Consider the following 25,506-nt stretch of genomic DNA (forward strand, 5'->3'; position numbering starts at 1 on the left):
ATAAAGGTCGCCTTCGCTTGAACCACACCGCCTCCAGGGAATTGCTACTCGAAAGCACGGAATACATTCCTGAAATATTCGGCACCCAGGACACCAACCTCAAACAGATCGAAAAAAAATTCAACGTCCGCATCACCACCCGGGAAAACCAGATACGAATCAGTGGTGAACCCAATGAGGTGGAAGCGGTCGAGCGCCTGCTCGTGCAACTGCACGATATGCTGGCCGCGGGCCAACGTCTGGTCAATGGTGACATCAAGTTTGCCATCCGCCTCATGGCAGAAGACCCGGAAGTCGACCTAAAAGGCCTGTTCGGTGAACGCATTCCCGTATCTCCCAAAAAGGGATTCATCACCCCCAAGGGCAACACCCAGCGCAAAATGATCCAGGCCATCCGCCAGCACGATATCGTGCTCGCCATCGGCCCCGCCGGTACGGGTAAAACGTACCTCGCCGTTGCCATGGCGGTGGAGGGATTTTTGAAACGGCAGTTCCGGCGCATCATCCTCACCCGTCCCGCAGTGGAAGCGGGAGAGAAGCTGGGGTTTCTGCCGGGAGACATCGCTGAGAAAATCCAGCCTTACCTGATGCCGCTTTATGATGCGCTCTACGAGATGGTCGAGTTCAACCAGGTTCAGCAGATGATTGCCGAGGGGTACATCGAAATCGCCCCCCTCGCCTATATGCGTGGACGCACGCTGAACGACTCGTTCATCATCCTCGACGAGGCACAGAACTCGACCCGCGAACAGATGAAGATGTTCCTCACCCGGCTGGGTTTCCGCTCGAAAATGGTCGTCACCGGCGACATCACCCAGGTGGACCTGCCACGCGGCGTGCAGTCCGGTCTCATACACGCAAGAGGAATTTTGCAGGACGTCAACGGCATCGACCTGATCCAATTCGGTCAAAAAGATGTGGTGCGGCACGAACTGGTGAAGAAAATCATCGGTGCCTACGACCGGGCCGAAAGCGAAGAACCACCACCTTCTGAATGAAAACCCGTATTCCCTTCAAGACACCCGTTCCCCCGGTTCCACCCATCCTGATAAAATGACGCCATGCCCGTCCTTGTAAAAAACGACCAATCGGTCCACAAAATCGATATTCGCTGGATTAAAAAAGAAGCGCGGCGCGTGTTAAGTGCTCTGGATCTGGAGAACGAGGAACTCAGTATCCTGCTGACGGACGATGCCCGAATCCACGAGCTCAACCTCCAGTACCGCGACAAGGACCAGGCCACGGATGTGCTTTCGTTCCCACAGGATGAGGACGCTGTCAACGAAACCGGCGACCGCCTGCTGGGCGATGTCGTTCTCTCTGTCGAGACGGCGGACCGGCAGGCACATGACCACCATCTGTCCCTGCAAGAGGAGTTGATCCTCCTCCTCATTCACGGCATACTGCACCTGATGGGTTACGACCACGAAACGTCCCGGAAGGACGCAAGTTTCATGAAGTCCAAAACGCAGGAAATTTTTGGCCACATTTTCCCCGGCCGGCAACCTTCCGGAACCAGCAATTTCTGAATTTCCGGCCATCCGCCGGGAGAGTGAATATGGAAAACCTCTGGGCCCCCTGGCGCATGAATTACATCAAATCCGACAAAACCAAGGAATGCATTTTCTGCACCGGTCCGCAGGCAAATGACGACATGGGACGCAAGCTGCTGTTCCGAGGTGAATTCAGTTTTGTCATCATCAATATTTACCCGTATTCAAATGGGCACCTCATGGTGTCGCCCTACCGCCACCTGTCCTGCCTGACGGATCTGAGCCCGGAGGAGTTGGCGGAGATCGGCCTGCTCACGCAGAAGTCGATGAAGATTTTGCGCGATTCGTACCACCCGGACGGTTTCAACATCGGATACAATATTGGCAAAAGCGGCGGAGCGGGGTTTGAGGAACACATCCATTGCCACATCGTACCTCGGTGGACCGGCGACACCAACTTCATGCCTGTCCTCGCCGATACCAAGGTGCATCCGGAACACATCGAAGCCACATTTCAACGACTGTACCCCGTTTTTCAGGAACTCAAAATTTAGACGAATCCGGTCATGGCCAAAAACGCCAATAAGCAGAACCTGTTGGACGACGACACTCCCATGATGCAGCAGTACCAGAGCATCAAAAAGGAGTTTCCAGACGCCATCCTGTTTTTTCGCATGGGCGATTTTTACGAGATGTTCAACGAGGACGCGAAGGATGCGTCGAAACTACTTGATATCGCCCTCACCTCCCGCAACAAGAACAAACCGAATGCCATTCCCATGTGCGGAGTTCCGCATCACTCCGCCAATATGTATATCAGCCGACTCGTGAAGAGTGGAAAGACCATCGCCATCTGCGAGCAGATGGAAGACCCGAAGCAGACGAAAGGACTGGTACGCCGGGAGGTCGTGCGCGTCATCACACCCGGAACGGTTTTGGATGACAACCTTCTCGATCCTAAAAGCCATCACTTTTTGGTTTCACTTTATTTTGGCAAGGAACAGACGGGCCTTGCGGCACTGGACATGTCAACGGGCCTCTTCAAGGTTACGGAGCTTCCCCCCTCTGCAGAGAATTTACTTCAGGATGAGTTGGCCAAACTTGATCCCAAGGAAATCCTGATTCCGGAAAACACGGCAAACGGCAACGGAGCGGGTCCCCCGGCGCTCTCCGGCACGGGCTATTTCATCCAGCCGGTGGAGGACTGGATGTTCCACCACAGTCAGGCGCACCGCATATTGGTCGAACAGTTCAAAACCAAAACGCTGGACGGCTTCGGGTGCGAAGCCTGGCCCGCGGCTGTGAGCGCTGCAGGCGCCCTGGTCCAGTACCTGAAAGAAACGCAAAAGTCCGCGCTCCAGCACATCACCTCGTTATCCACTTTCAGCACGCAAGACTCCATGATGCTGGATCAGTCCACCATCAACAGCCTGGAACTGGTGCAATCGAGCGACGGCCAGCGCAAGCACTCCCTCCTGGGGCACCTTGACGCCACCTGCACTCCTTTGGGGGCCCGGCGGTTGAGGGAATGGATCTTGAAACCGCTTATCCGGCTGGAAGCCATTGAACAGCGCCTCGATCTGGTCGGCCACTACCGCGAGCACTTGCTGGAAAGAAACGACCTGCGCGAACGCTTGAAACACATTTTCGATCTGGAACGCCTCCTCGGAAAAATTTCCATGGCAACATGCACGCCGCGTGACCTGATCGCGCTAAAAAATTCCCTTCGAGCACTTCCGGAAATTCAAGAGATGATCGGTCGATGCCCCCTGCCTGCCATGAGTGCCATCCGCGATGGGTGGGATAATCTTGATAACTTGTATCAGGGGATCGACGAACAGATCGAGGACGACCCGCCACTCAATATCAAGGACGGCGGACTCATTAAACCCGGCTGCGACCAGGAGCTGGACCGGTTGAAATCCATTATGAAAGACAGCAACCAGGCCATCGCCAACCTGGAGGCCCGGGAAAAAGAACGCACCGGTATTCCGCAGCTCAAAGTCGGTTACAACAAGATTTATGGCTACTATCTGGAAGTTACAAAGAAAAACCTCGACCGCGTACCCGACGACTACATCCGCAAACAATCTTTGGTCAATGCCGAACGCTTCATCTCACCGGAACTCAAACAATATGAATCCGAAATCACCGGTGCCGAAGAAAAAGTGCAGATCATTGAACAAAGGCTGTTTCATGAGGTTCGGCAGTCTGTTGCTGCCGAGGGCGCACGTATACAGGCGATGGCGAAACGGATTGGAGAACTCGACGCCCTTCTCGGTTTTGCGCAAATTGCCCACCAGCAAAACTATTGTCGTCCGCAGATGGACGATGGCGACGCGCTTCGCATTCAAAACGGACGCCATCCGCTGGTCGAGTTAATCGATCCCAACCAACCCTTTATCCCAAATGATACCCATCTCGATTGTGATGAACATCAGGTCGCTATCATCACCGGACCCAACATGGCGGGCAAATCGACCTACCTGCGCCAGGTGGCGCTGATCGTTCTTATGGCTCAGATCGGTTGCTTCGTTCCTGCGGAGGAAGCGGAGATCGGACTGGTGGACCGAATATTTTCCCGGGTCGGCGCACAGGACCATCTGCAAAAGGGACAGTCCACGTTCATGGTGGAGATGAACGAAACTGCAAACATTCTCAACAACGCCACGCGCAGAAGCCTGATCGTTCTTGATGAAATCGGCCGTGGCACAAGCACCTTCGACGGCATCAGCATCGCCTGGGCCATCGTGGAGTTTTTGCAGGGCCCCGGCCATATCGGTGCCAAAACATTATTCGCCACTCACTATCACGAACTCACCGAGCTCGAAAGGTTGTTCCACAGCGTCAAAAATTACAACGTGCAGATCAAGGAGTGGAATGACCAAATCATTTTTCTGAGAAAGATTGTTCCCGGAGGCGCGGACAAAAGTTATGGAATCCACGTCGCGCGCCTCGCCGGCCTGCCGGAGCAGGTACTGCAGCGCGCCAACGAAGTGCTGTTCAATCTCGAAAACAGCGAGTACGATGAGGTTGGAACTCCAAAATTGGCGCAACCCCAACCGCCCGAAACCGGTCCCCAGCAGCTTGGACTGTTCGGGGAAGTGCCTCCCCCCCTGATCCAAATGATCAAACGGCTAGATTTGGATGACTTGACCCCGCGCCAGGCTCTGGAGAAGCTTTACGAGCTTCGCGACCTGCTAAAAAAAAGCTGATCTCCCAACGTTCAGCCCTTAAGCCGGATGTCCTTCAAAAACCCATTCAAATTCAAAGCCCTGAAATGGGGCTCGATTTCCCGCCCGGCACCCTCTTTCCATGACCTGATTCCAGACCTTCAATTCCAATATAAATTCAAATTTTGTAAATATTTACATCTTTTTAAAATCCTTTAAGATATATTACGACTGGGGGAAATTAATCGCTGGCTTACCTGTCACTTTCTGAATCCCCCCTGCTTCAAATTCCTTTATAGAATTAGCGATCCATTTTAAGGACAACTATTAAATTGTTGGCACAAACTGTTTCAGGATGCATCCGGCAGGGCATTTTCATTTTGCTTTGCATCGGCTTCATGGTGATTCCGGCGTGGGCCAATCCGGTTCTGTCGAATGTGACTCTTCGCTCGGATCATGAACAGATTCTGATGGATGGCACGCTTCACGATGCTTTTACAGACAAAATGATGGAAGCCCTGCACAGCGGTGTCCCATTGACATTCCATTATAAAGTCGAGCTTCGGCGTCATTTGAGCTTTTACCCGGACGAAGTGATCAGCCAAAAAACCATCACCCATACGGTACAGTACGATACCCTCAAAAAAACCTACGAGTTTTCTTCGCAGGGTGACAATATGGAACGTAAGGTGGTAACCCGCAAGGCAGATTTGTGCCGGGAATTGATGATGACATTGAAGGATATCCCCCTGTCCTCGATATACCTTCTCGATCCCGATGAATGGTATTATGTCCGCGTTAAGGCGGAGATGATCAACGATGACGGCCTCTGGTTCCCCTTCAACTGGTTGTTGTTTTTTGTACCGATCCACGATTTCGAAACTTCGTGGACTGAATCCAGTCTGATCCAAGTGGAACCCAACAAAGGATTCCCCGCGGATGCGACTCAACCTCTTCGGAGCCCTTCCGGGACGCACGGCGGGGGATTGAATAATGCCGTTCGAGCCTTTAGCAAATAATCCTTACGATTCCCACCTCACCGAAGACCAGCTTCGAAGGAAAAAAAATCGGGCCCGCCGCAATTTGGCGCTGATCATCCTTGCGCTTGGCCTGTTGTCCTATTTTGAGTTTTCCTACCTGCGTCAGCAAAACGCCACCATTTCGGACAACATCCCAGTCCTTCTTCTTTTCAACGTCATAATCATCCTCCTGGTCCTGTTGGTGACGTTGATTGCGCGCAACCTGACGAAGCTGTACAACGAACGTAAAAGCCTTATGATCGGGGCGAAGTTCCAGACAAAACTGATTCTTGCCTTTTTAACCCTGGCGCTTGTACCTTCGGTTCTATTATTTTTCGTAGCGAGCAAATTGTTCAGTTACAGCATTGGAACCTGGTTCAGTGTCCAGGTGGAACAATCCCTTCAGCAGTCCATGGAAGTCGCGCGGGAATACTATTCCCACGTGGAAAAAACCAACCTGTTTTACGCTAAAAAACTGGAGCAATTCATCACCAACAACCAACTCTATCTGGAAGACCGGCGCGACCAGTTGAGGCGGCTTACGGAAATGAAAGTTGAAGAATATCAGCTGGGGGGAATAATCATTTACGACCACGAGGGCCGCGTGGTTGTTTCCTACGCCAGCCGTTCCATGCCCGAAACTTATACAAACAAGGATTACTCAGACCTGATTCAGGAAAGCATGGCCAATGAAACCATCACCGAGCCCCGCTCGTTCACCAAGGGCAATTATATGGTGGTGATCACTCCCCTCATTCAGCGTCTGGAGGACAAGCCAGCCATTTGGGGTTACATTCTGACCCTTTCAAAAATTCCACAAAGCACGCTTTTCAAAATCGAAAGTATCCGTAATGCATTCGAAGAGTATAAAAAGCAGAGTTTTCTCAAGCTACCGGTCAGTGCGAATTATTTTGTCACTTTCATCTTGATGACACTGTTGATCCTGTTTTCCGCCATCTGGCTTGGGTTTTACATGGCGAGGGGTATTACGGTGCCCATTCAGGAACTGGCACAGGGAACACGGCGCATTGCCGAGGGCGACCTCAACTTCAAAGTGGATGTCGCCACCAACGACGAAATTGGCATGCTGGTCAATTCGTTCAACAGCATGACCGAGGAATTAAAACAGAGCCGTGTCAAGATCGACCGGGTACACAAAAACCTGAGCGACACGAATATCGAACTGGAGCGTCGCCGTTACTACACGGAAACCATTCTCGAAAATATCGGTGCGGGGGTGGTTTCCATTGATAAAACAGGCATCATCACCACAATCAATAAAGGAGCAAAACGCCTCCTTAAAATGGGCGATCGCAAGGTTTATGGCCGGAGTTATAAAGAAGCGTTTGACCCGGTTTTTCGAGATGCCATCCGCAACACCATTAAGCAAATCGATGTGAGCCAGCAGGAATCCTTTGAGAAAAAACTGGAATTGACCGTCGGTGACAGCACCCGCACCTTTTTGGTGAACATCAAATTCATGCGTGACAGTTCGGGAAAATACCTGGGGATCCTTCTTGTGTTTGAAGATGTGACGCAACTTATCAAGGCGCAAAAAATTTCCGCCTGGCAGGAAGTGGCGCAGGGCATTGCACATGAGATCAAGAATCCGCTGACACCGATTCAACTCAACACACAGCGCCTTCGTAAAAAATATTACGAAGACAAGAAGTCCTTTGCCAAGGTATTTGACGAGAGCATCCGCATCATCACGCAGGAGGTGGAAGGCATGAAGGACCTGCTGAATGAATTTTTAAGGTTTTCGCGTATGCCCACTCCCCGACCCCGTCCGGCATCCATCCACCAGATTATCGACGACGTTCACAAACTGTACAAAACCCATACAAAAAACCACACGTGGCCAAGGAATTTGATCCGGGAATTTCGCTTCTCAACATCGACCCGGAGCAGATCCGTCGCGTATTTATTAACCTTTTTGACAACGCGCTGGACGCCATTGATACCGGCGGCACCCTGCGGATCGCCACGCGAAAGGACAAACGGTCCGGCACAATCCAGGTTCATTTTTCGGATGACGGCAAGGGTATCAACCCGTCCGACCGCGACAAGTTGTTCTTGCCCCATTTCACCACCAAAAAACGTGGCACCGGTTTGGGCCTAGCCATCGTCACGCGCATCATAAACGAACATAACGGAAGCATTCAGGTGGCCGACAACAACCCGAAGGGCACGGTTTTCATAATCGAACTGCCGGACACTTCCACCCAGGCCGCCTCCCCGGGATCGCGGGAACCCGCCCTGCCCCGCACCGCTCCCCCTGCCTGAGCCCTTTTCCACAACGGATTTACACATCTTTCCAAAATCCGGAATTTTTAATAGAATATAGAATCATAGCCATTGATCATCAGGATGGAAAACCATGACCAAAAACATGATTTTTAATAGGTAAAAAATGGACCGGGGCCGTGGAAACGGTTCCCGTGACCAATCCATATACCCAGGAAGTCATTGCGGATGTTTCGTTGGCCACCCCCCAGGAAATCGATCGGGCCATCGGGCTGGCCGTTGAAACCTTCCAGACCACCCGCAATCTCCCGTCATACATGCGCAGGAACATCTGCAATCAGGTGGCGGAAGGCATCGAAAAACGCAAAGAAGAATTTTCCCGGACCCTTGCGATGGAGTCCGGAAAACCGCTGGTTTACTCCCGTGCCGAAGTAGACCGTTCCATCTCCACATTTCGTATTGCAGCGGAAGAGGCAACCCGGATTCATGGCGAGGTGTTGAACCTGGATGTCACCGAGCCAGCGAAAGATAAAACCGGCATCACCCGGCGTTTTCCCTTGGGAGCCATTTCCGGCATATCGCCATTCAATTTCCCTCTCAACCTGGTGTCGCACAAAGTGGCCCCGGCACTGGCAGTGGGCAATCCCATTGTACTGAAACCAGCCTCATCCACCCCGCTCACAGCCCTGTTGCTGGGTGAAGTGATTCTCGATACCGATGCGCCGGAAGGTGTATTCAGTGTGGTCCCGTGCAAAAGCCGGGACGCCACCGCGCTGGTTGAAGACCCGCGCCTGCAACTCGTTTCCTTCACCGGGAGTCCTCCCATTGGTTGGGACATCAAAAAGCGTGCAGGCAAAAAGCGCGTCATCCTGGAACTGGGCGGAAACGCCGGAGTTATTGTCGAACCGGATGCCGATCTCGATTTCGCAGCCAAACGAGTCTGCTTCGGCGCCTTCTCGTTTTCAGGACAGGTATGCATATCCGTTCAACGTACCTACGTCCATGAATCGGTGTTCGACTCCTTCATCGACAAACTGGCTTCCGAAACCCAAAAACTGAAAAAAGGCGACCCGCTAGACGAATCCACCACTTTCGGGCCCATGATCGATACCGGCAACTCCGAGCGCATTGAATCCTGGGTGAAAGAGGCATTGGATGACGGAGCAAAACTGGTCACCGGTGGCAAGCGCGATGGCGCCTTCTTTGATCCGACCATCCTCACCAACGTCAAGCGCGACAAGAAGGTCGTTTGCGAAGAGGCATTTGGCCCACTTCTTGTAGTCGAGCCCTACAGGGACTTTCAGGAAGCCCTCGATACCATCAACGATTCGGATTTTGGGTTGCAGGCGGGGGTATTCACCAATCACCTGGACCTCTCCATGCGTGCCTTCAATCAACTCCATGTCGGAGGGGTCGTGCTCAACGACGTGCCCACCTTCCGCGTGGACAACATGCCGTATGGCGGCGTGAAAGATTCGGGTTTCGGACGTGAAGGCATCAAGTACACCATTGAGGAAATGACGGAAATCAAACTCCTGGTGATGAACAAATACCTTTAAATTTAATTACTGAAAGTATCCAAAATGACCGAGCAGGCCCGCTTCGTTGACAATGGAAACGGTACCATCACCGACAACAAACTTCAGCTGATGTGGAAAAAAACCGATTCGTTTCAGGACACGAAAAAGTGGCAGAACTGGTTTCGCGGCCACGAATACATGCAAATTGTGAATCTTGAAAAATTCGGGGGCTTTGACGACTGGCGGTTTCCTTACGAAGACGAGGCCTTCAGCCTGCTGGAATTGGACAAAACAAACAAAGACAAGTACGGCGACGACATCTACCTCGACGCCGTTTTCGAGCCCGGGTCCGCCGGAGTCACATGGACGGAAGACGTAAAGGAATCAGCCGCGCTTGTTGTCCAGTACGAGGATGGGGTGAAGGTATGGCCGTCGCAATATGCCAACCTGAACATGGCTGTTCGGCTTTGCAGGAACCTTACCTGACGGGCTCCACATACTTGCCCACAAGGGGCGGATAGACCACATGGGTACTGGGCGGGGTGGGGCCGAAATAATCGAACCACGGTTTTGCCACTACCTGGATTGTATTCACCTCGGATGAAAAAACCTTCGGAAACTTCGGATGCTTGCGCTCGGCCCACACTTCAATCCGCGCCATCCGCTCGGTGGGAAACTGAAAGTCCGGACCGCGCAAGGTCGATTTTTTAAGGCTGACCCGAACCGAACCGTCGGGATCCGTCATGTATTCCGTCTGGCCGCTTGCCGCAAGCCGCCATTGGCGTCCCTGAGCGAGCAACAGCCTCCATTTGTATGAGGTCTCAAATCCCCGCGCCTGCGCCACCAAAAGGGTTGGATCCAGAAACTGAATCCAAGCTTCCTTGTCCTCCAGGTAAAAGTAGAGGTTCATCACAGGCGTTTTCGACAACTGCTCCTGGAATATTTTTTTCTGCATGCCGCCGCAACGTGGAAACTTGAGGATAGTTTCCGGTTCGATGCGCTGATCAGCCCACATCTCCTGTCGAAGAACCAGGGCATCGGGCGATTGAAGGAAACAACTTGCTGCCACCAGCTTGTGATCGACGTCGCGAGGGCGGGGTGTTTCCAGTGCTTTTTTCAATACTTGCATTAATTTTTGATCCGCTTCGGGGTGGATGGTCCTCGCCGCTTCCTGCAGAATATCCAATACCCCCTGCCAGTCTTCCTTATCGACAGCCTTCTGAAAATCCCCTTCGATCAATTCCGCATAAGAACCTGGCCGTTCCGAAAAATATTCCTTACCAAGAAATACCTTTTCCTTCATGAAGCGGTAACGCCCGGGATTGGTGTAACGAAAATACGGGTAATGGATATACCCGGCCACGGAATTGGCGAAATCCTCCATCGCGTTTTCGCGGGAATGGATGGGATGCTGGAGGTCGGACACGGGCGCGTAACGAATGGTGTCGGGATCGTTCAGCAGAGTATAAATGAAATCGCTTCCCGGTTTGGCATCCAGTGCGGGCATGTTGTGGATGCGGAATCCCGCAAGCGTCAGCCAGTCTGGCTGAAGGCTGGGAAATTCGTGAAAAAGATCAAAGATATGCCCCATTTCATGATGGACAATGTTTTGAAACACTTTCTTGTCCAGGTAAAACAGGTCGTTATAAAACTCGATCCGCGGCTGTTCATCCGCAACCATCACCAGATGATGTTTCGCGGCCTGACGGTAAATGGTGGTCAATGGAGGGAACGTGGCAGCGAACACCTCTCCCGGAACCATCGCCTGCTTTCCGGCCTGCAGCTGATTGACACGGTAAAAACCCTTCAGGCCGGGAATCCGGTGAAAAATATCCGGTAACAGGTCAAAGGCTTCATGGAGTTTTCGAATTTCATCCGACGTCCAGCCGCGGTCCAGGTCCATCAGCACATACCCAAAAGCGGACTGGAACTTTTCCTTCAGTTCATTGATCTCGCCGCGATAATCGCCTTTGAATTCGTAGAGGGGCCGTTTTCGGGTTGGTTCGCCCCCCTCCGAATCCAAGTGGCTGGCCCAGACAGGCAGTGTGAGGAGGCAGGTGAACAGAAACGCCGCCAGCAATTTGATTATCCCGGTGGGAGGAAGGCATCTCATGCACTCAGTTTACCTGAGGCAGGTTCGGCAATACAAGCAGATTAAAATCGCGTTTTAAAACGGGAGAATACGGAGTCGCAGACCCCCAAACACGTTGATCGGCGGGCCGGGTTCGAAAAATCGACCGAAGGCGGCGTTGATGCGGACGTTTGCATTGTAGCGGTCGTCGAACAGATTATTGACCCCGGCAAACAGGGAGGCCTCAATACACTCCCACTTCCCTTCCCATCCCAACAGCAGTTGACCCAGACTGTAACCGGCGTTCGAAGAGGTGTTTGCGTTGTCGGCGAAAACCCGCCCGACCCTTTGCACCCGGACCTGGCCGAAGGTTCCGGATGGATGAGTATAACTGACCCGCCCTTCCCAGTGGTGTACGGGGACGCCGGGAAAGGTCTTGCCCTCCAGGCTGACATTGTTGGCCACGAACTCCTCAAACTCGAAATCCGAATACGTATAAGCCGCTTCTGCCTGAAGACCGTGCCACATCGGCGTCGCCAACCGCGTCTCCAGTCCCAGGCGCCGGGACTTCCCGGCGTTCCGGAAAAACGTCCGGCCGGGAAACGCAGGTAGTTCGAATGGTGTGATCTCGTCCCACGAACGGATGTAAAACACCGCCACCTCATACTCCCAGTCTGCGGGCTTGCCGCGCAGACCCAACTCCTGGCTGAGGGAGGTCTGCGACTGGAGGTTGGGATTGAAACCACCTGCACCGGACGGATTGTTGATGAGTTCCGTGGTGGTCGGCGCTTCAAACACGGAAGCCACATTGGCGTAAACCTGGTGCCGGTCAGCCAAGTGATACACCACACCCGCAGTCCCACTCCCCTGGGAAAGGGTCTGGGAACCGGACTGGTCGCCGTCGCCCCCAAATTTATCGTCCACACGATAGTGCAACCAGTCCCAGCGCCCACCAACCACGATGTCCCATTTCTCCGACATCTTCCATTCATTGCGGAAAAACGGTCCAACGCTCTGGACGCGCTCAACCTGGTCAAAAGTCAGTGCCCCTTGCCTGCCATTGTTGTTATCAAACCGCTGGCGGTCATCGTTCTGGATGCCGTAATCGATCCCGGCCAAAAAACGGTTGGCCCGGTCCGCAACCTTTCGGTCGTTTTGCCATTGCACGGCCAATCCACCCACCCAGCGATCGAACCGCACACGCCCCCCGGAGGTGAAAGGGAGGCGGTTTTCAAAATCGCGGCGAAGCAGATGTGCGGTGACGGTCCATTCGTCCTGCGCTGTGGGCAATTTTCGGTAGCGCACGGCCAGTTGTTCTTGGTCCACCTCCTCTCCGGCGTTGAACAACAAGTTGCGCGGAGCGCCCTGACGGGGATTGGCCTCAGCCTGCTGAAGGGTCAACCCGCCGGGGTCTTCCGTGAGCGGCGAGTAAAATTTGCGGAAAAGCACCATCCAGTCAGAATCCGACCCTCCATACAGGTTGACCTTTAACTGAGCAAACAGGTTCTCCATCCTGCTGTGACGGCGCCAGCCGGTCTGACCCAGCCGCGATGCGAACACCCCGTAATCAAAATCAGCTTCCCGCCTGCCGGCCCACATCTCTGTTTTGGAGTACCCGAACGAACCGAAAACCTGACGCGGGGCCAGTTCCAGTCCGTTAGATTGGGGTTCGCGTGTGGTCATGGAGATCATGCCTCCGGAGGCATTGCCGAACAGGGAAGCCGAAGGTCCCCGAAGAACCTCCATTCTCTGGATGAGAGATGTGTCGATGGAATCCAACTGGGTCTGCCCGTCGGGAAGGGTCTGCGGGATTCCGTCCACACGAACCTGGATTCCTCGAACGCCGAACGGCGACCGAGCACCGAAACCGCGGATGGCGATGCGCAAATCCTGAGCGAAATTGAATCGGTTCTGGAAAAACACACCGGGCGCGCCCACCCCAAACTCCTCCAAGGTTGCACCTGGTTGATGATTTTGCCAGGCACCACGATCGATCAGGCGCAGGCTGTTGGGGATGTCGTCGGGGGATTTTTTCGTACGCGTGGCAGTGACTTCAATCGGTTGGAGAACGACCATTTCGGAAGATTCCTCAGGCACCTCCTGCCCCCATCCCAAGGAAGCAAGGCACAGCATCGCGGTAATAACAAAGCCGGTTCCCAGAACAATCAGGCTGGTGGAAGGAAGGGATAAATTGACGGCCACGATCCAAAATTCCCCGTGGCCCCTTCCAACCGCGGAATGTTTATTTTTTTTCAAGTATTTCGAGAAGCGATTCCAACTCTTGCTGAATTCGGTTCTTGAGATCGACGAAAGCACTGCGGTCGAACCCGAAATCGAGTTGGGAAGCCCCCTTACGGCGATGTTTGAGCCGCTGCTTCGCCCCCGCAATGGTGTACTTGTCATGGTAGAGGAGTTGTTTGATTTCGAGGATGCGCTCAATATCTTTTTTCTGGTACAGGCGCTGGCCGGAGCGGTTTTTATCCGGTTTCAATTCTTCGAACTCGTCTTCCCAATAGCGCAGAACATGCTGCTCGACACCAGCGATTTCTGCAACCTCGCCAATCTTGAAAAAAAGTTTATCAGGGAGTTTTAGACTCATCAGATTCACGGTTGGTGGATTGCAATAATTGTTTACTGGGCTTGAAAGAAAGGACCCGCCGGGGTTGAATGACGATGGGCTCTCCGGTGCTGGGGTTTCTCGCTTTGCGGGCTTTCTTGTCGCGCAGATTGAAACTGGCAAAACCAACAATGCGGACGTCCTCACCACGGACCAACGCGTTTTTGATTTCTTCGAACACCACCTCGACCGCCTGAGCGGCCTCTTTACGGGTGAAGCCGACCTTGTCATAAACCTTTTCGACCAGGTCGGCCTTGACCACGGTTCCGATTTCGGGAGAGTTGGGCAAAGGGGCCTCGGTATGATTCAGGTGAACATCAATGGGAAGCTTCCGCTTCCGCCCGGGTTTCTTCCACGATTTTGGCAGTCAGGTGTTCCGGTACCACGTCATAATGATCAAACTCCATCACAAACACCCCGCGGCCCCCTGTCAACGCGCGCAATTCCGGGGCATAATTGAGGATAGACGCCATCGGCACGTGTGCGCGGATTGTCTGATCTTCGTCGCTCGCATCCACACCCAGAATTTTTCCACGTTTGGAATTGAGGTCCCCCATCACGTCACCCACGCACTCACTGGGCACGTTGACCTCCATGGTCATGATGGGTTCCAGCAGGATCGGTTTGCAGTCCTTGACGCCTTTTTTGAAACCGATCGACCCGGCAATTTTAAACGCCATTTCCGACGAGTCAACATCATGGTAGGACCCGTCGTAGAGGACGACCTTCACATCAACCATGGGGTAATTGGCCACCGTCCCGTGCTCCATCGCCTCCTGCACTCCCTTTTCCACGGCCGGGATATAAGTTTTCGGGATGGCACCGCCGACGATTTTATTTTCGAATTCGAATCCGCGCCCACGCGGCAATGGCATGATCTCCAGCCAGCAGTCACCGAACTGGCCCCGTCCACCGCTTTGTTTCTTGTGTTTGCCCTGCACCTTTGTTTTTCCGCGAATGGTTTCCCGGTAGGGCACTTTGGGAGGTTTCGTGTCCACGTCCACGCTGAAACGGCGCTTGAGGCGCTCAATGACCACATCCAGGTGCTCCTGCCCCAGACCTGAAACCAGCAGCTGGTGCGTCTGCGGATCCCGCTCGACATTGAGAGCGGGGTCCTCCTCCACCAGCCGTGCCAGGGCATTGCTGATTTTTTCCTCATCGGCGCGTGTCTTGGGTATCATGGCCCGCGCCAGAACCGGCTTGGGGAACTCAATGGGCTCGAACTTCACACCGGCATCGGCAAGGGTTAGGGTGTCGTTGGTGGTGGTCGATTTCAGCTTGGCCACAACCGCGATGTCCCCCGCAGGCACCTCCGTCACCGGCACCTGTTTCTTCCCCTGAAGGGTCAGGAGCTGGCTCAATTTTTCCGAATTTCCCTGCGTGGCATTGTGTACACTGCTGTCCCCCTTCAGCGTCCCGGAATACACACGGAACAGGGTCAGTTTGCCCGCGTAGGGGTCGACGATGGTTTTGAACACCAGTGCCGCCAGGCCCCCCCCGGGGTCGGGTTTCACTTCCACTTCCTTGTCGTCCTTCAGGGCCCGTGCTTTCATTGGGGGACGCTTGTCCGGCGAGGGCAGGTATTCGAGCATGGCATCCAGCAGGCGGTCGGTACCGATACCCATCGCCCCCGCTCCCAGGAGTACCGGTACAAGCTGTCCCTTCTGGATTCCCACCTGCAGCCCGGTGTGAAATTCCTCGTCCGACAGCTCCCCCTTTTCCAAATATGTCTCGATGAGATCGTCGTCAGCCTCCGCTACCACCTCGACCAGCTCCGCGCGGCTGGTTTCCACCTCGTCCGCCAGCTCCGCGGGCACCTCCGTGGCTTCGCCCACTCCTTTGCCGCCTTTTTCGTATTTGTAATATTTGTTTTCAATCAAATCAACCACACCCTCAAAGGAACTTCCCGAGCCGACCGGGACCTGTAAGAGCATGGGATTGATCTTGAATTTTTTCTTGGCGCCATCCAGGGCGGCTTTGAGGTTGGCTTTGTCGCTGTCCATTTTGTTGATGAAGATTATTTTCTGGAGGCCCTGCTGATCCGCCCATTGCCAGGTTTTTTCAGTGTAATACTGCACCCCCGCCTCGGCGGAAAGGACCACCACGACTCCGTCGACCACGCGGATGCAACCCGGTGTGTCGGTGACAAAATTGTTGGAACCCGGAGTGTCCAGCAGGTTCAGTTTGTGTTTCTGGTATTCGCAGAAGGAAAGCGAGGCGCTGATGGAGTGCCCGCGTTTGACTTCGTCGGGATCGAAGTCCATGACCGAGGAATTGTCGCCGACTTTGCCCAGCCTGTCGGAAACGCCGGTGAGGTAAAGAATGCTTTCAAGGATGGAAGTCTTGCCTGCCCCTCCATGCCCGATGAATCCAACATTGCGGATGTTTTCAGGACTGTACGGCTTCATAGCTCCCCCCTTATCATCATCTGCTGGAGCACGGGCTTCCACCAGGACTCAGGCGGAACCCAATCCTGCAATGAACGCGAGTTTGCGGCTATTTTAGAGACTGTCCCTTAAGCTTTCAAGGGTCTTAGCATAGCACAGTTTGCAGTTTTTTCATGCGCTGATAAACCGTGCCAAAGAAGGAGGGATAGGATTTGAAGATTTTACTCAACTGCTGGGATTTGAGGCGCACGGCGGAAACCCGCTCGCTCGCCGCCAAGGCATTGGAAGTTTTAGGCATATCCGTGCCACAAAGGAGTTTTTGAATGGAACGTTCCTGCGAGGTGATTTCACCCAGGACATCACCGCTGGAAAGAAACACGCCTTCGGACTCCCCGTTTCTTTCGGTGGGAATCTGGACCTGTCCGGAAAGGATGACAAACACATCTCCCTTGCGCATGCCCTTTTCAAATATCTTTTCATTCTTGCTCCACTGCACCAGGTCCCCTTCACCCAGCGAAGCCACCAGGCCTGGCCGGATTGAACTGTTGAAGAAGTTGCCGAGTTTGTAGAAATCGTCAGTGATCTTCGGCATCTTGACCCGGGAGTAGTATTCTTTTGGTACCTGGACCAAGATCAACCGGGACATGGCCTTCACCGTTGCCCGGCGGCGCGGGTTTTCGGTGGAAATGGCAAGTTCGCCGAAAAACATGCCTTTTTCATAGATGATGGATTTTCGCTTGTTCAGGATGATCTCCGCAAACCCATCCAGGATGATATAAAAGGAATCGCCTACATCCCCTTTGGCAAACACCACGTCGTTCGCCTGGAATTCCAATACCTGCGAATGCTGGATGATGTCTTCCAGTTCCTTTTCCGGTGTGTTGCGAAACAGACCTGCATGCTTGAGGTCCTCCACCTTGGGTTTGACCGGAATCGTCTGTCCCTTGATCAGCACCTCGGTCTGGCCCTCGTGTGCGGAGCGCATGTAGGGATGTTCCGGGGGTTCCCTGTCGTGGTGAACCAATATCACTTTACGCGCGAACTCCGGATCCAGGTGCAGGAGCGATTCAAAATCGGTGTGGATGGGACCGCCTCCCACATCATGCATGATGAGGTCCGCATCCCAAAGGAATCCAAGAATCTGCTCCCGCCGGTCCGGGGACAGGTGGCCATGCTCATACCAGGAGTTCACCAGATCCCGATCGTATTTGGTGTCGCCGGAATGGGCGATGGTCCGGGTTTTGCCATTTTCATCCTTGTAGATCAATTTGAAGCGACCGGTGGGGATGGAGTGAAACGCGTAATCGAATTCGATGAATGTGCGCTTGAAACCGGAAAGCTTGGTCTTTTTGTAAGGCTCGAGTTCGATGAAGTCCACCAGGTTTTCCAGCACTTCGGCCGGAAACAGGGTGACCGCCTGGATCTTCCGCAGAAAACTTTCAAAAATAATGCGGCTGCTCAGAACCTTGAGACGCTGTCCGGAAAGAATTTTTTCGATGAATCCCGCATCGTGGTCGGAATGAATGTGCGTCAGGAACATGTAAGGCACATCTTCCCCGGAGATTCCGTTCTGCACGATGGCGCGGTCGTTGTCGCTGAAGGCATCGACCATGATGCCCTTTCCCTCCGACCAGGCAATCATGCAACTGTTGTGACGCTTATGGGTGAAACCGGAACCCACACCGAGAAATGTCACCCCCATGAAGGGTTTTTCAGCTCTTTCAATTCGGGTCGGAACGGAGTGACGGTCCAGGTTGACGATATCGAACCGGCACCGCAGGATGTTGTTCTGGTACACCTCAAACTCCGAGGGGCGAACCTGGTGGATTTTGAGTTTTTTGCGCTTGTCCACATCTCCCTTCACTTCCACCACACCCGTACTGTCGAATACATGGAAGTCCGCCACGTTTTCAAGAAACGCCTCGCGGTCTTCTTCCTTGGCCAGAGCGAACAACTCCATTTCAATTTTCAACTGGGCGCAGCGCGCGTAGTGCTGGGCAAATGCCTGCTCCATATTTTTGATTTTCTTGGAGGCCAGCCAGCGTTCGTTTTCCAGCAGGGTGCCTATGATGTCGGCCAGACGCGCGTGCATGTCCTTATCGGGGACGTGCTTGGCAAGCTGGCTTTCAAATGTGTTCCACAGTTTTTTATTCCTGGAAAGCTTTTCGATGAACCGGAGGAAGTATTCCTTTTCCTCGCCTGAGAACCGGTGCACCCTGCCAAACCTGTGGAATTCCGCCTTAAGCAGGTTGTAAAAATTCGGGCCGAAGAGGGTTTCTTCAAAAATTGCCTTGAAGCGGTTCTTCTGGTCCTCGGTGCAGAAAATGGAAACCTTCTGCCTTCCAGGTTTTATGAACAGGTAGGTGTAAAGGATGAATTCGAAATCGAAGCGATTGGTACCATTCACAAATGTACGCAGCGGAAGAACATACTTGGAAGGCAGGCTTTCTTCGCGCTGGGAAAAATCTTTTACCACCCCCGGCGGGCAGCCGAAGCAGATACGGCCGAAATCATCCGTTTCGAGGATACGAAAATTGTAGCCCTTTTGTACGGTAAAACTCATTCTACAGACCCTACTCATCCTGGTGACGGGACGAAAACAACATTCGCACCGGGGTTCCCGAGAAGCCGAAAGCCTTTCTCAGGCTGTTGATCAGGTAACGCTGGTAAGAAAAGTGAACGCCTTCCGGGAAATTGACAAAGCATTCAAACGTCGGTGGGCAACTGCGTACCTGCGTGGCGTAATAAATTTTGAGAAATTTACCCCTGTACGTGCTCATTGGGTTTTTCTGGATTGCCCTTTGAATACAGTCATTGAGACGTCCCGTAGGAATTTTTCGGGAGAACTCATCAAAGACCGTCCGCACCTGCCCAAAAAAGTTAGGAATTCCGAATCCGCTTTTAGCCGACACTTTTATCATAGGAGCAAATTCGACAAATTTCAATTTCAATCTAACACGGGTCTCAATCTCGTCCTTTTCAAGCTCCTTCTCCATCACCAGGTCCCACTTGTTTACAGCCAGCAAAAGAGCCTTTCCACGCTCAAATGCGTAACCCGCAATGGTCGCATCCTGTTCCGAAACCCCCTCCGCGCCATCGATCACCAGCACAGCCACATCGCACCGTTCGAGTGCTTTCAATGCCATTATTACGCTAAATTTTTCAACGACTTTTCTGGTTTTTCCCTTGCGTCGAATGCCCGCCGTATCCATTAAAACAAAAGAATTTCCCTCGTACTCAAGAGGAAGATCCACCGTGTCGCGTGTGGTACCGGGTATTTCGGATACGATGCAGCGGTCGGAGTTCAAAAGTCTATTGATAATAGAAGACTTTCCTGCGTTGGGTTTGCCCACGATCGCCACCCGGATGGCACCCGTTTCTGAAGATTCGATATCCGGTTCTTCCACGGGAAGGGCCATTTTTTCGGTCACCCTATCCATTAAATCGGAAATACCTATATCATGCTCGGATGAAATCGGAATGGTGAATCTTACACCCAGTTCATAAAAATCGGTGATTCTAACCTCATGCACGGGATCGTCGATTTTATTGACCGCAAGAAACAATGGTTTTCCCGATCGTCGCAGGAGTTCGACCACTTCCTGATCCTGCGGTAAAACCCCCTGCTGACCGTCCACCACAAAGATAATGACGTCGGCTTCCCGAATCGCCAGTTCTCCCTGCTCCCGAACCTGCAACTCGATGGAGTTGTCCCCGGCCAGGTCGATCCCGCCGGTATCTATCACCATAAACGACTTTCCGTTCCACTCGGCCTGACTGTACATGCGGTCACGGGTGACCCCCGGCATATCATACACAATTGCGGACCGACTACGGGTGATGCGGTTGAAGAGGGTGGATTTGCCGACGTTGGCACGACCGACGATGGCGACGTGGGGGAGCATGGTCGCCTCTTAAATGGAAGGGGCTTTTTCTTTCAGAAACTCGTAGATGCCATGAGCGATGGCTTCTGCCAGTGCCTTCTGATAGGCTTTCGATCCCAGCCTTTTTTCTTCTCTCTGGTTGGTGACAAATCCCACCTCCACCAGAATACTGGGCATGTTGGTGTCATGAAGGACGAAAAAGGGACCTTCCTTCACACCGAGATCATGCACATCCCGGTAGCGTTTAACCATGTTGCCGTGAAGAATTTTCTGCACCTTGGATGCCAGCCTGGAGGAATCGTTGATCTTGGTAGTACTGATGAGGCTCGCGAGGATCTGCTGGACTTCGTCGTCGGCAACGGAATAAATCAGGTTGCCGTTTTCACGGGCAGCGGTTTCCCGCGCCTGCTCTGTAGAGCCGCTCCCCAGGTAGTAGGTTTCGATCCCTTGGGCAGCCTTGTGCGGTGCGGCGTTGGCGTGAATCGAGACAAACAGGTCCGCGTTTTTCTGGTTGGCAATCTTACCCCGGTCCGCAAGCTCGATGAAACGGTCGTCGTCACGAGTCAGCACCACGCGAAACTTGTAACGCTTGGTCAGGATCGCCGCAACCTCTTTTGAAATATTGAGGTTGACCTCTTTTTCCTTCAAGCCATGATGGCCGATGGCGCCATGATCCTTACCCCCATGTCCGGCATCGACCACCACCAGGGGCACATGCTTGTTCTTTTCCGTCTCGACCGTTTCGAGCGCCGGGACCAGGTTTTCCGGTTTTTCGGGGGTGAGTGAGTCCTTGTTGCTGACTTCGACCGGGTCATTGGGAGTTTTTTCCGTTGTCGGAGCCTTGGTGAGCAAACGCACCAGCCGCTTCAATTCCTTGCGCGAAGCCTCCACCCTGTCGCCTTCCGGGTACATCTTCAGGAGGCTTTGCAGGCGTTCCCGGGCACCTTGGTAATCCTTCCGGTACATATCAAGATCGGCAAGATGAAACAGGCTGTCGTCATTCAAGTGGCCTTCAGGATACTCCTTGAGCAACAGGGAGTAGTACCGACCCGCCTCCCTGAGATCGGATTCGGAATCCAGCTTTTTACCCAGCTTTTGATACAGGCGACCGACTGTGAACGCGGCCTTGTAAGCCAGTTCGGTCTGCGGGTATGTGACCAGCACCTTTTCAAACAGGCGAATGACAGAAACCCAATCGTCCCGGTTGGGTACCCGCTGGGCGTTTTCCAGCAACTGGTAATAGGCTTTCTTGGCGTTGTCGTAAAGACTGTTGGCGGGCGAAGCGGCGCTGGGTTTGGACAGCGCCGGGCCGGGTAACCACACGATCATGAGGCACACCACCGCCGCAATCTGGAGAACTTTTCCAAGTCTCCCCATCACAAAGGTTTGCCTTGCCATGGCCTGTATTCCCACTCGCAGAGGGGTTGATGATGGCACTAGGTGCCGGAAAGATCCTACCGCTGAAGGGTGTCATTTAAACCCTTCAATTTATTGACGTTTTGACTATACCACCATCGGTAAAACGGGTCAAGGCTATAACTTGCGGATTTTCAGACACCTGCGGCCAGGCGGTCGGCAAGGAAAGTGGGAAGGCCTTCTTCGTGAATTTTTTCCTGAGTGGACTCCACCTCGTAGTCAAAACGATGGAATTCGACGGTTTTGGTTTCGGTATCGTACGACACAAAAGACGCCTGCGGATTACCATCTCGAGGTTGACCCAGACTGCCCACATTGATGATGTAACGACTGTCGGGTTCCAGTTGGTACACATCGGAAAGTCCGGCCTCGATGTTGCCGTCCGGCTCCTGTTTCAGGATCAGCGGCCGGTGGGTGTGGCCGACAAAGCAGAGCTGGGTGTCGAACGCGGGGAAGTTTTCCACCCCGTCGTAGGGGTTGGTGATGTAATGCCACTCCTCCGGTTCGTAGGGGGATGAATGGGCCCAGGTGATGCGGTATTTTTTCTCGATCGCCGGAAGCGTTTGCAGGTATTTGAAATTGTCCATGGTCAACGCTTCGCGGGTCCATTCACAGGCCTTGAGCGCATGGGGATTGAAGTAGCTGGTATCCGTCTTTTCGACCACGGCGTAATCATGGTTGCCGGCAAGAGCCAGGTCCGCGTTCTCGCGCACCCAGTCCACAATTTCGTTCGGGTTGGCGTTGTAGCCCACCAGGTCCCCCAAACAGACTATTTTGTCATGCGGGATTTTTTTGCTGAGACGGGTGAATGCGTTGAGCGATTCGAGATTGCTGTGCAGATCGGACAGTATCAGAAATTTCATAGAGGTACCTGGACGTCATCACCGTTCACTGGTGATTTCGGCAACGGTTGATTTTTCCTTGAGGACTCTATCCAGTATACCATTGATAAAATTGGGCGAGTCTTCACTACCGTATTTTTTCGCGATTTCCACCGCCTCGTCGATCGCGACCTTGGGGGGCACCGAATTGCCATACAGGATTTCACAGGTGGCAAGCCGCAGAAGGTTGCGGTCGATCACAGCCATGCGGGACAACGTCCAGTTATCGCTGTATTTTTCCAGCAGGGTGTCGATTGCTTTTTTGTTGCTGAAGATGGTATTGAGCAGGTCTTCGGCATATTGCTTGATTTCAGGCTGGCAGGTGTTGCGTTCCCAGAACTGTTCGAGCTGCTCGGCCACCGGGCCTTCGTTCATGTCCACGAGGTAGAGAAATTTCACTACCAGTTCGCGCGAATAGCGTCGTTTGCCCATCTTACAATTGCCGGTAAAGGTTGACCATTTCGATGGCGGCAACGGCAGTCTCCCACCCTTTATTGCCACTTTTAACGCCGGCACGTTCCACCGCTTGCTCGATGGTGTTGGTGGTCAGCACCCCAAAGAGTACGGGGATATCCGCTTCCATTGCCAGTGCGCCGACGCCCTTGCTGGCTTCGCCGGCGACAAAATCGAAATGGGGTGTGGCGCCGCGGATCACGGCACCCAGGCAGATCACCCCGTCGTACTTATTGCGGGCCACGAGCTTGCGTGCGCCCATGGGGATTTCAAAAGCGCCGGGCACGCGGAGCACATCAATGTCTCCATCCTGCACACCGTGGCGCACCAGTCCGTCCACCGCACCGTCCATCAAGCGGCCGGTGATGAAATCGTTGAACCGGCTGACCACGATCCCGTACTTGTGGCCCGCTCCGTTGAGATTTCCTTCCAACACGTTCGGCATGCTCGATCCTTAAAATACGTTTTTGATCAGATGACCCATCTTCATCTGCTTGGTCTTGAGGTAACGGATGTTCTGCTTGTTGGGTTGCACCTCGATCGGCACGCGTTCGACCATCTCCAGCCCATACGCCTCCAGCCCGACAATCTTCCTCGGATTGTTGCTCATGATGCGGATCTTGCCCAGTCCCAGCGCCCGCAGAATCTGCGCACCAATGCCGTAGTCGCGCAGGTCGGGTTTGAATCCCAACGACGCGTTGGCCTCCACGGTGTCCTGCCCTTCGTCCTGCAAAGCGTAGGCTTTCAGCTTATTGAGGATGCCGATGCCGCGGCCTTCCTGATAGAGATAAAGCAGAACGCCACGGCCCTCCTTTTCGATCATCTCCAGCGCTTTCGACAACTGCTCACCACAATCGCAACGGAACGAACCGAATACATCGCCGGTGAGGCACTGTGAATGCACCCGCACCAGCGTCGGCTCATCTTCCTGGATATCGCCCTTGATAAGCGCGATGTGCACCTGGTCGATGAGTTTGTTGCGGAACGCCACCGCCTGGAACTCACCGAACTCGGTGGGAAGCAGAGTGGACGCCACTTCCTCGACGAGCGTCTCGCTGTTCAACCGGTACTCCATCAGGTCCTTGATGGTGATCATCTTGAGGTCGTGCTTTTTGCAGAATTTGGTGAGCTCCGGCACGCGCGCCATGGTGCCGTCGTCATTCATGATCTCGCAGATGACGCCGGAAGGAGTGAGTCCCGCCAGCCGCGCCATGTCCACAGAACCTTCCGTCTGCCCGGCACGCACCAGAACGCCGCCTTCGCGCGCGCGCAGGGGAAAGATGTGGCCGGGAATGACCAAATCGTACGGCCGCGTCTTCGGGTCCATCGCCACCTTGATGGTGTGCGCCCGATCGGCGGCGGAGATGCCGGTGGAAATGCCGTTTCTGGCGTCGATGGATACCGTGAACGGCGTTTCGAAGCGCGACTGGTTGTCGCCCGTCATCATTTGCAGACCCAGCTCCTGGGTCCGTTCCTCGGTCATCGCCAGGCAGACCAACCCCCGCCCAAACTTGGCCATGAAATTGATCGCTTCCGGGGTCACGCAGTCGGACGCAATCATGAGGTCGCCTTCGTTTTCCCTGTCCTCGTCATCGACGATGACGATCATTTTGCCCTGACGGACGTCCTCGATGGCGTCCTCGATGGAACTGAATACCGGCTTTTCTTTTTTAGTATTTCCCTTGCTCATTTCAGACAAATCCATGTTGTTTCAAGAATTCTTGCGTCAAATTGCCGCCCCGGATGGGCCCGCCAAAAAGCGATTCACAGGCTTTCAATACGTATTTGCCAATCATATCACATTCGATATTGACCCCATCCCCGATTTTCCGCTCATTCAGGTTGGTGTGTTCCCACGTGAACGGAATGATCGAAACCGAAAATCCGTTGTCGCGGCAATCGAAGACCGTGAGGCTGATGCCGTCCACCGCCGCCGATCCCTTTTCGATGACGAACGGCGCGAGTTCCGGCGGATGCTCGAAGCGAATGCGCACTTCGCCGGGGTTTTCGTCGATACCGGCAACGGTGCCGACCTGATCGACATGGCCGCTCACAAAATGGCCGCTCATTTTTTTGTTTGGTGTCAGCGCCTTTTCCAGGTTGATGCGCGCGCCTTCAACTGATTGTTTGAAGCTGGTGCGGCTCAAGGTCTCCGTGGACAAATCGACGGCGAAACCGGTCTCTATGATTTCCGCGACGGTCAGGCAAACACCGTTGCAGGCGATGCTCTCGCCCAGTTCGAACCCGCGGAAGCTCTCCGGCGTCTCGATGAGGAGACGCGCTTTCTCCGCGCCATGTTCAATGTGCGAAACCGTGCCCAGCGCTTCGATGATTCCGGTAAACAT

General features: G+C 53.6%; 21 protein-coding genes and 1 pseudogene. 9 read left to right on the forward strand and 13 right to left on the reverse strand.

The window, feature by feature from the left end; translation table 11 throughout:
* The first annotated feature begins 17 nt into the window (after positions 1-17).
* The 9 genes and pseudogenes from TX82_RS12445 to TX82_RS12480 all read left to right on the forward strand — a co-directional run bounded on the left by TX82_RS12445 (position 18) and on the right by TX82_RS12480 (position 9,938).
* Positions 18-998, forward strand: coding sequence for a PhoH family protein (locus TX82_RS12445; RefSeq protein ID WP_005011376.1), 981 nt, complete (start codon positions 18-20; stop codon positions 996-998).
* A 63-nt stretch (positions 999-1,061) separates the two neighbouring features.
* Entirely contained in the window at positions 1,062-1,529 is a 468-nt protein-coding gene (ybeY, locus tag TX82_RS12450) for an rRNA maturation RNase YbeY (RefSeq protein ID WP_005011378.1), read from the forward strand.
* A 29-nt stretch (positions 1,530-1,558) separates the two neighbouring features.
* Complete coding sequence (locus tag TX82_RS12455; RefSeq protein WP_005011380.1) at positions 1,559-2,047, forward strand: HIT family protein; 489 nt, start codon at positions 1,559-1,561, stop codon at positions 2,045-2,047.
* 12 nt (positions 2,048-2,059) lie between these two features.
* The gene (gene mutS, locus TX82_RS12460) at positions 2,060-4,708 is read left to right on the forward strand and encodes a DNA mismatch repair protein MutS (RefSeq protein ID WP_005011382.1); all 2,649 of its coding nucleotides are present in this window, start codon (positions 2,060-2,062) and stop codon (positions 4,706-4,708) included.
* Positions 4,709-4,998: 290 nt separating this feature from the next.
* Positions 4,999-5,685, forward strand: a complete 687-nt coding sequence (locus TX82_RS12465) for a DUF4390 domain-containing protein (RefSeq protein WP_005011384.1) — start codon at positions 4,999-5,001, stop codon at positions 5,683-5,685.
* Positions 5,660-7,444 (forward strand): annotated as a pseudogene (locus TX82_RS12470) (sensor histidine kinase); the annotation flags it as partial. The gene TX82_RS12465 and the pseudogene TX82_RS12470, both read left to right, overlap by 26 nt.
* Positions 7,445-7,542: 98 nt before the next feature.
* Entirely contained in the window at positions 7,543-7,971 is a 429-nt protein-coding gene (locus TX82_RS16860) for a sensor histidine kinase (protein ID WP_244875033.1), read from the forward strand.
* A gap of 155 nt (positions 7,972-8,126) precedes the next feature.
* The gene (locus TX82_RS12475) at positions 8,127-9,491 is read left to right on the forward strand and encodes an aldehyde dehydrogenase family protein (RefSeq protein ID WP_244875034.1); all 1,365 of its coding nucleotides are present in this window, start codon (positions 8,127-8,129) and stop codon (positions 9,489-9,491) included.
* Positions 9,492-9,515: 24 nt separating this feature from the next.
* Complete coding sequence (locus TX82_RS12480) at positions 9,516-9,938, forward strand: Lcl domain-containing protein (RefSeq protein WP_005011386.1); 423 nt, start codon at positions 9,516-9,518, stop codon at positions 9,936-9,938.
* Here TX82_RS12480 and TX82_RS12485 read toward each other — a convergent pair.
* The 13 genes from TX82_RS12485 to TX82_RS12545 form a co-directional block, all read right to left on the reverse strand.
* Entirely contained in the window at positions 9,931-11,565 is a 1,635-nt protein-coding gene (locus tag TX82_RS12485) for a hypothetical protein (protein WP_005011387.1), read from the reverse strand. The genes TX82_RS12480 and TX82_RS12485 overlap by 8 nt on opposite strands.
* 54 nt (positions 11,566-11,619) lie before the next feature.
* On the reverse strand, positions 11,620-13,725 hold the full coding sequence (locus tag TX82_RS12490) for a TonB-dependent receptor family protein (RefSeq protein WP_222823018.1): 2,106 nt from the start codon (positions 13,723-13,725) through the stop codon (positions 11,620-11,622).
* Between the two features lie 40 nt (positions 13,726-13,765).
* Positions 13,766-14,122 carry a MerR family transcriptional regulator gene (locus TX82_RS12495; RefSeq protein WP_005011389.1) on the reverse strand — a complete coding sequence of 119 codons (357 nt, stop codon included), beginning with the start codon at positions 14,120-14,122 and terminating at the stop codon, positions 13,766-13,768.
* Complete coding sequence (locus tag TX82_RS12500) at positions 14,103-14,402, reverse strand: integration host factor subunit alpha (RefSeq protein WP_042252625.1); 300 nt, start codon at positions 14,400-14,402, stop codon at positions 14,103-14,105. Before TX82_RS12500 ends, TX82_RS12495 begins: the two co-directional genes overlap by 20 nt.
* A 55-nt stretch (positions 14,403-14,457) precedes the next feature.
* A complete protein-coding gene (gene fusA / locus TX82_RS12505; protein ID WP_005011391.1) occupies positions 14,458-16,548 on the reverse strand; it encodes an elongation factor G in 2,091 nt (696 codons plus the stop codon).
* 124 nt (positions 16,549-16,672) lie between these two features.
* On the reverse strand, positions 16,673-19,090 hold the full coding sequence (locus tag TX82_RS12510; RefSeq protein ID WP_005011392.1) for a cyclic nucleotide-binding domain-containing protein: 2,418 nt from the start codon (positions 19,088-19,090) through the stop codon (positions 16,673-16,675).
* A 10-nt stretch (positions 19,091-19,100) separates the two neighbouring features.
* The gene (der, locus tag TX82_RS12515) at positions 19,101-20,432 is read right to left on the reverse strand and encodes a ribosome biogenesis GTPase Der (protein ID WP_005011394.1); all 1,332 of its coding nucleotides are present in this window, start codon (positions 20,430-20,432) and stop codon (positions 19,101-19,103) included.
* Positions 20,433-20,441: 9 nt separating this feature from the next.
* Positions 20,442-21,809 (reverse strand): N-acetylmuramoyl-L-alanine amidase, encoded by a 1,368-nt coding sequence (locus TX82_RS15400; RefSeq protein ID WP_005011395.1) that lies wholly within the window; start codon positions 21,807-21,809, stop codon positions 20,442-20,444.
* A 152-nt stretch (positions 21,810-21,961) separates the two neighbouring features.
* Positions 21,962-22,690 carry a metallophosphoesterase family protein gene (locus TX82_RS12525; protein ID WP_005011397.1) on the reverse strand — a complete coding sequence of 243 codons (729 nt, stop codon included), beginning with the start codon at positions 22,688-22,690 and terminating at the stop codon, positions 21,962-21,964.
* Positions 22,691-22,708: 18 nt separating this feature from the next.
* Entirely contained in the window at positions 22,709-23,140 is a 432-nt protein-coding gene (gene nusB, locus TX82_RS12530) for a transcription antitermination factor NusB (RefSeq protein ID WP_005011398.1), read from the reverse strand.
* A gap of 1 nt (position 23,141) precedes the next feature.
* Complete coding sequence (gene ribH / locus TX82_RS12535) at positions 23,142-23,606, reverse strand: 6,7-dimethyl-8-ribityllumazine synthase (RefSeq protein ID WP_005011400.1); 465 nt, start codon at positions 23,604-23,606, stop codon at positions 23,142-23,144.
* 9 nt (positions 23,607-23,615) lie between these two features.
* The gene (locus TX82_RS12540) at positions 23,616-24,851 is read right to left on the reverse strand and encodes a bifunctional 3,4-dihydroxy-2-butanone-4-phosphate synthase/GTP cyclohydrolase II (protein ID WP_005011402.1); all 1,236 of its coding nucleotides are present in this window, start codon (positions 24,849-24,851) and stop codon (positions 23,616-23,618) included.
* A 1-nt stretch (position 24,852) separates the two neighbouring features.
* A complete protein-coding gene (locus tag TX82_RS12545) occupies positions 24,853-25,506 on the reverse strand; it encodes a riboflavin synthase (RefSeq protein WP_005011403.1) in 654 nt (217 codons plus the stop codon).

The organism is Nitrospina gracilis 3/211 (assembly GCF_000341545.2).
GTDB lineage: Bacteria > Nitrospinota > Nitrospinia > Nitrospinales > Nitrospinaceae > Nitrospina > Nitrospina gracilis.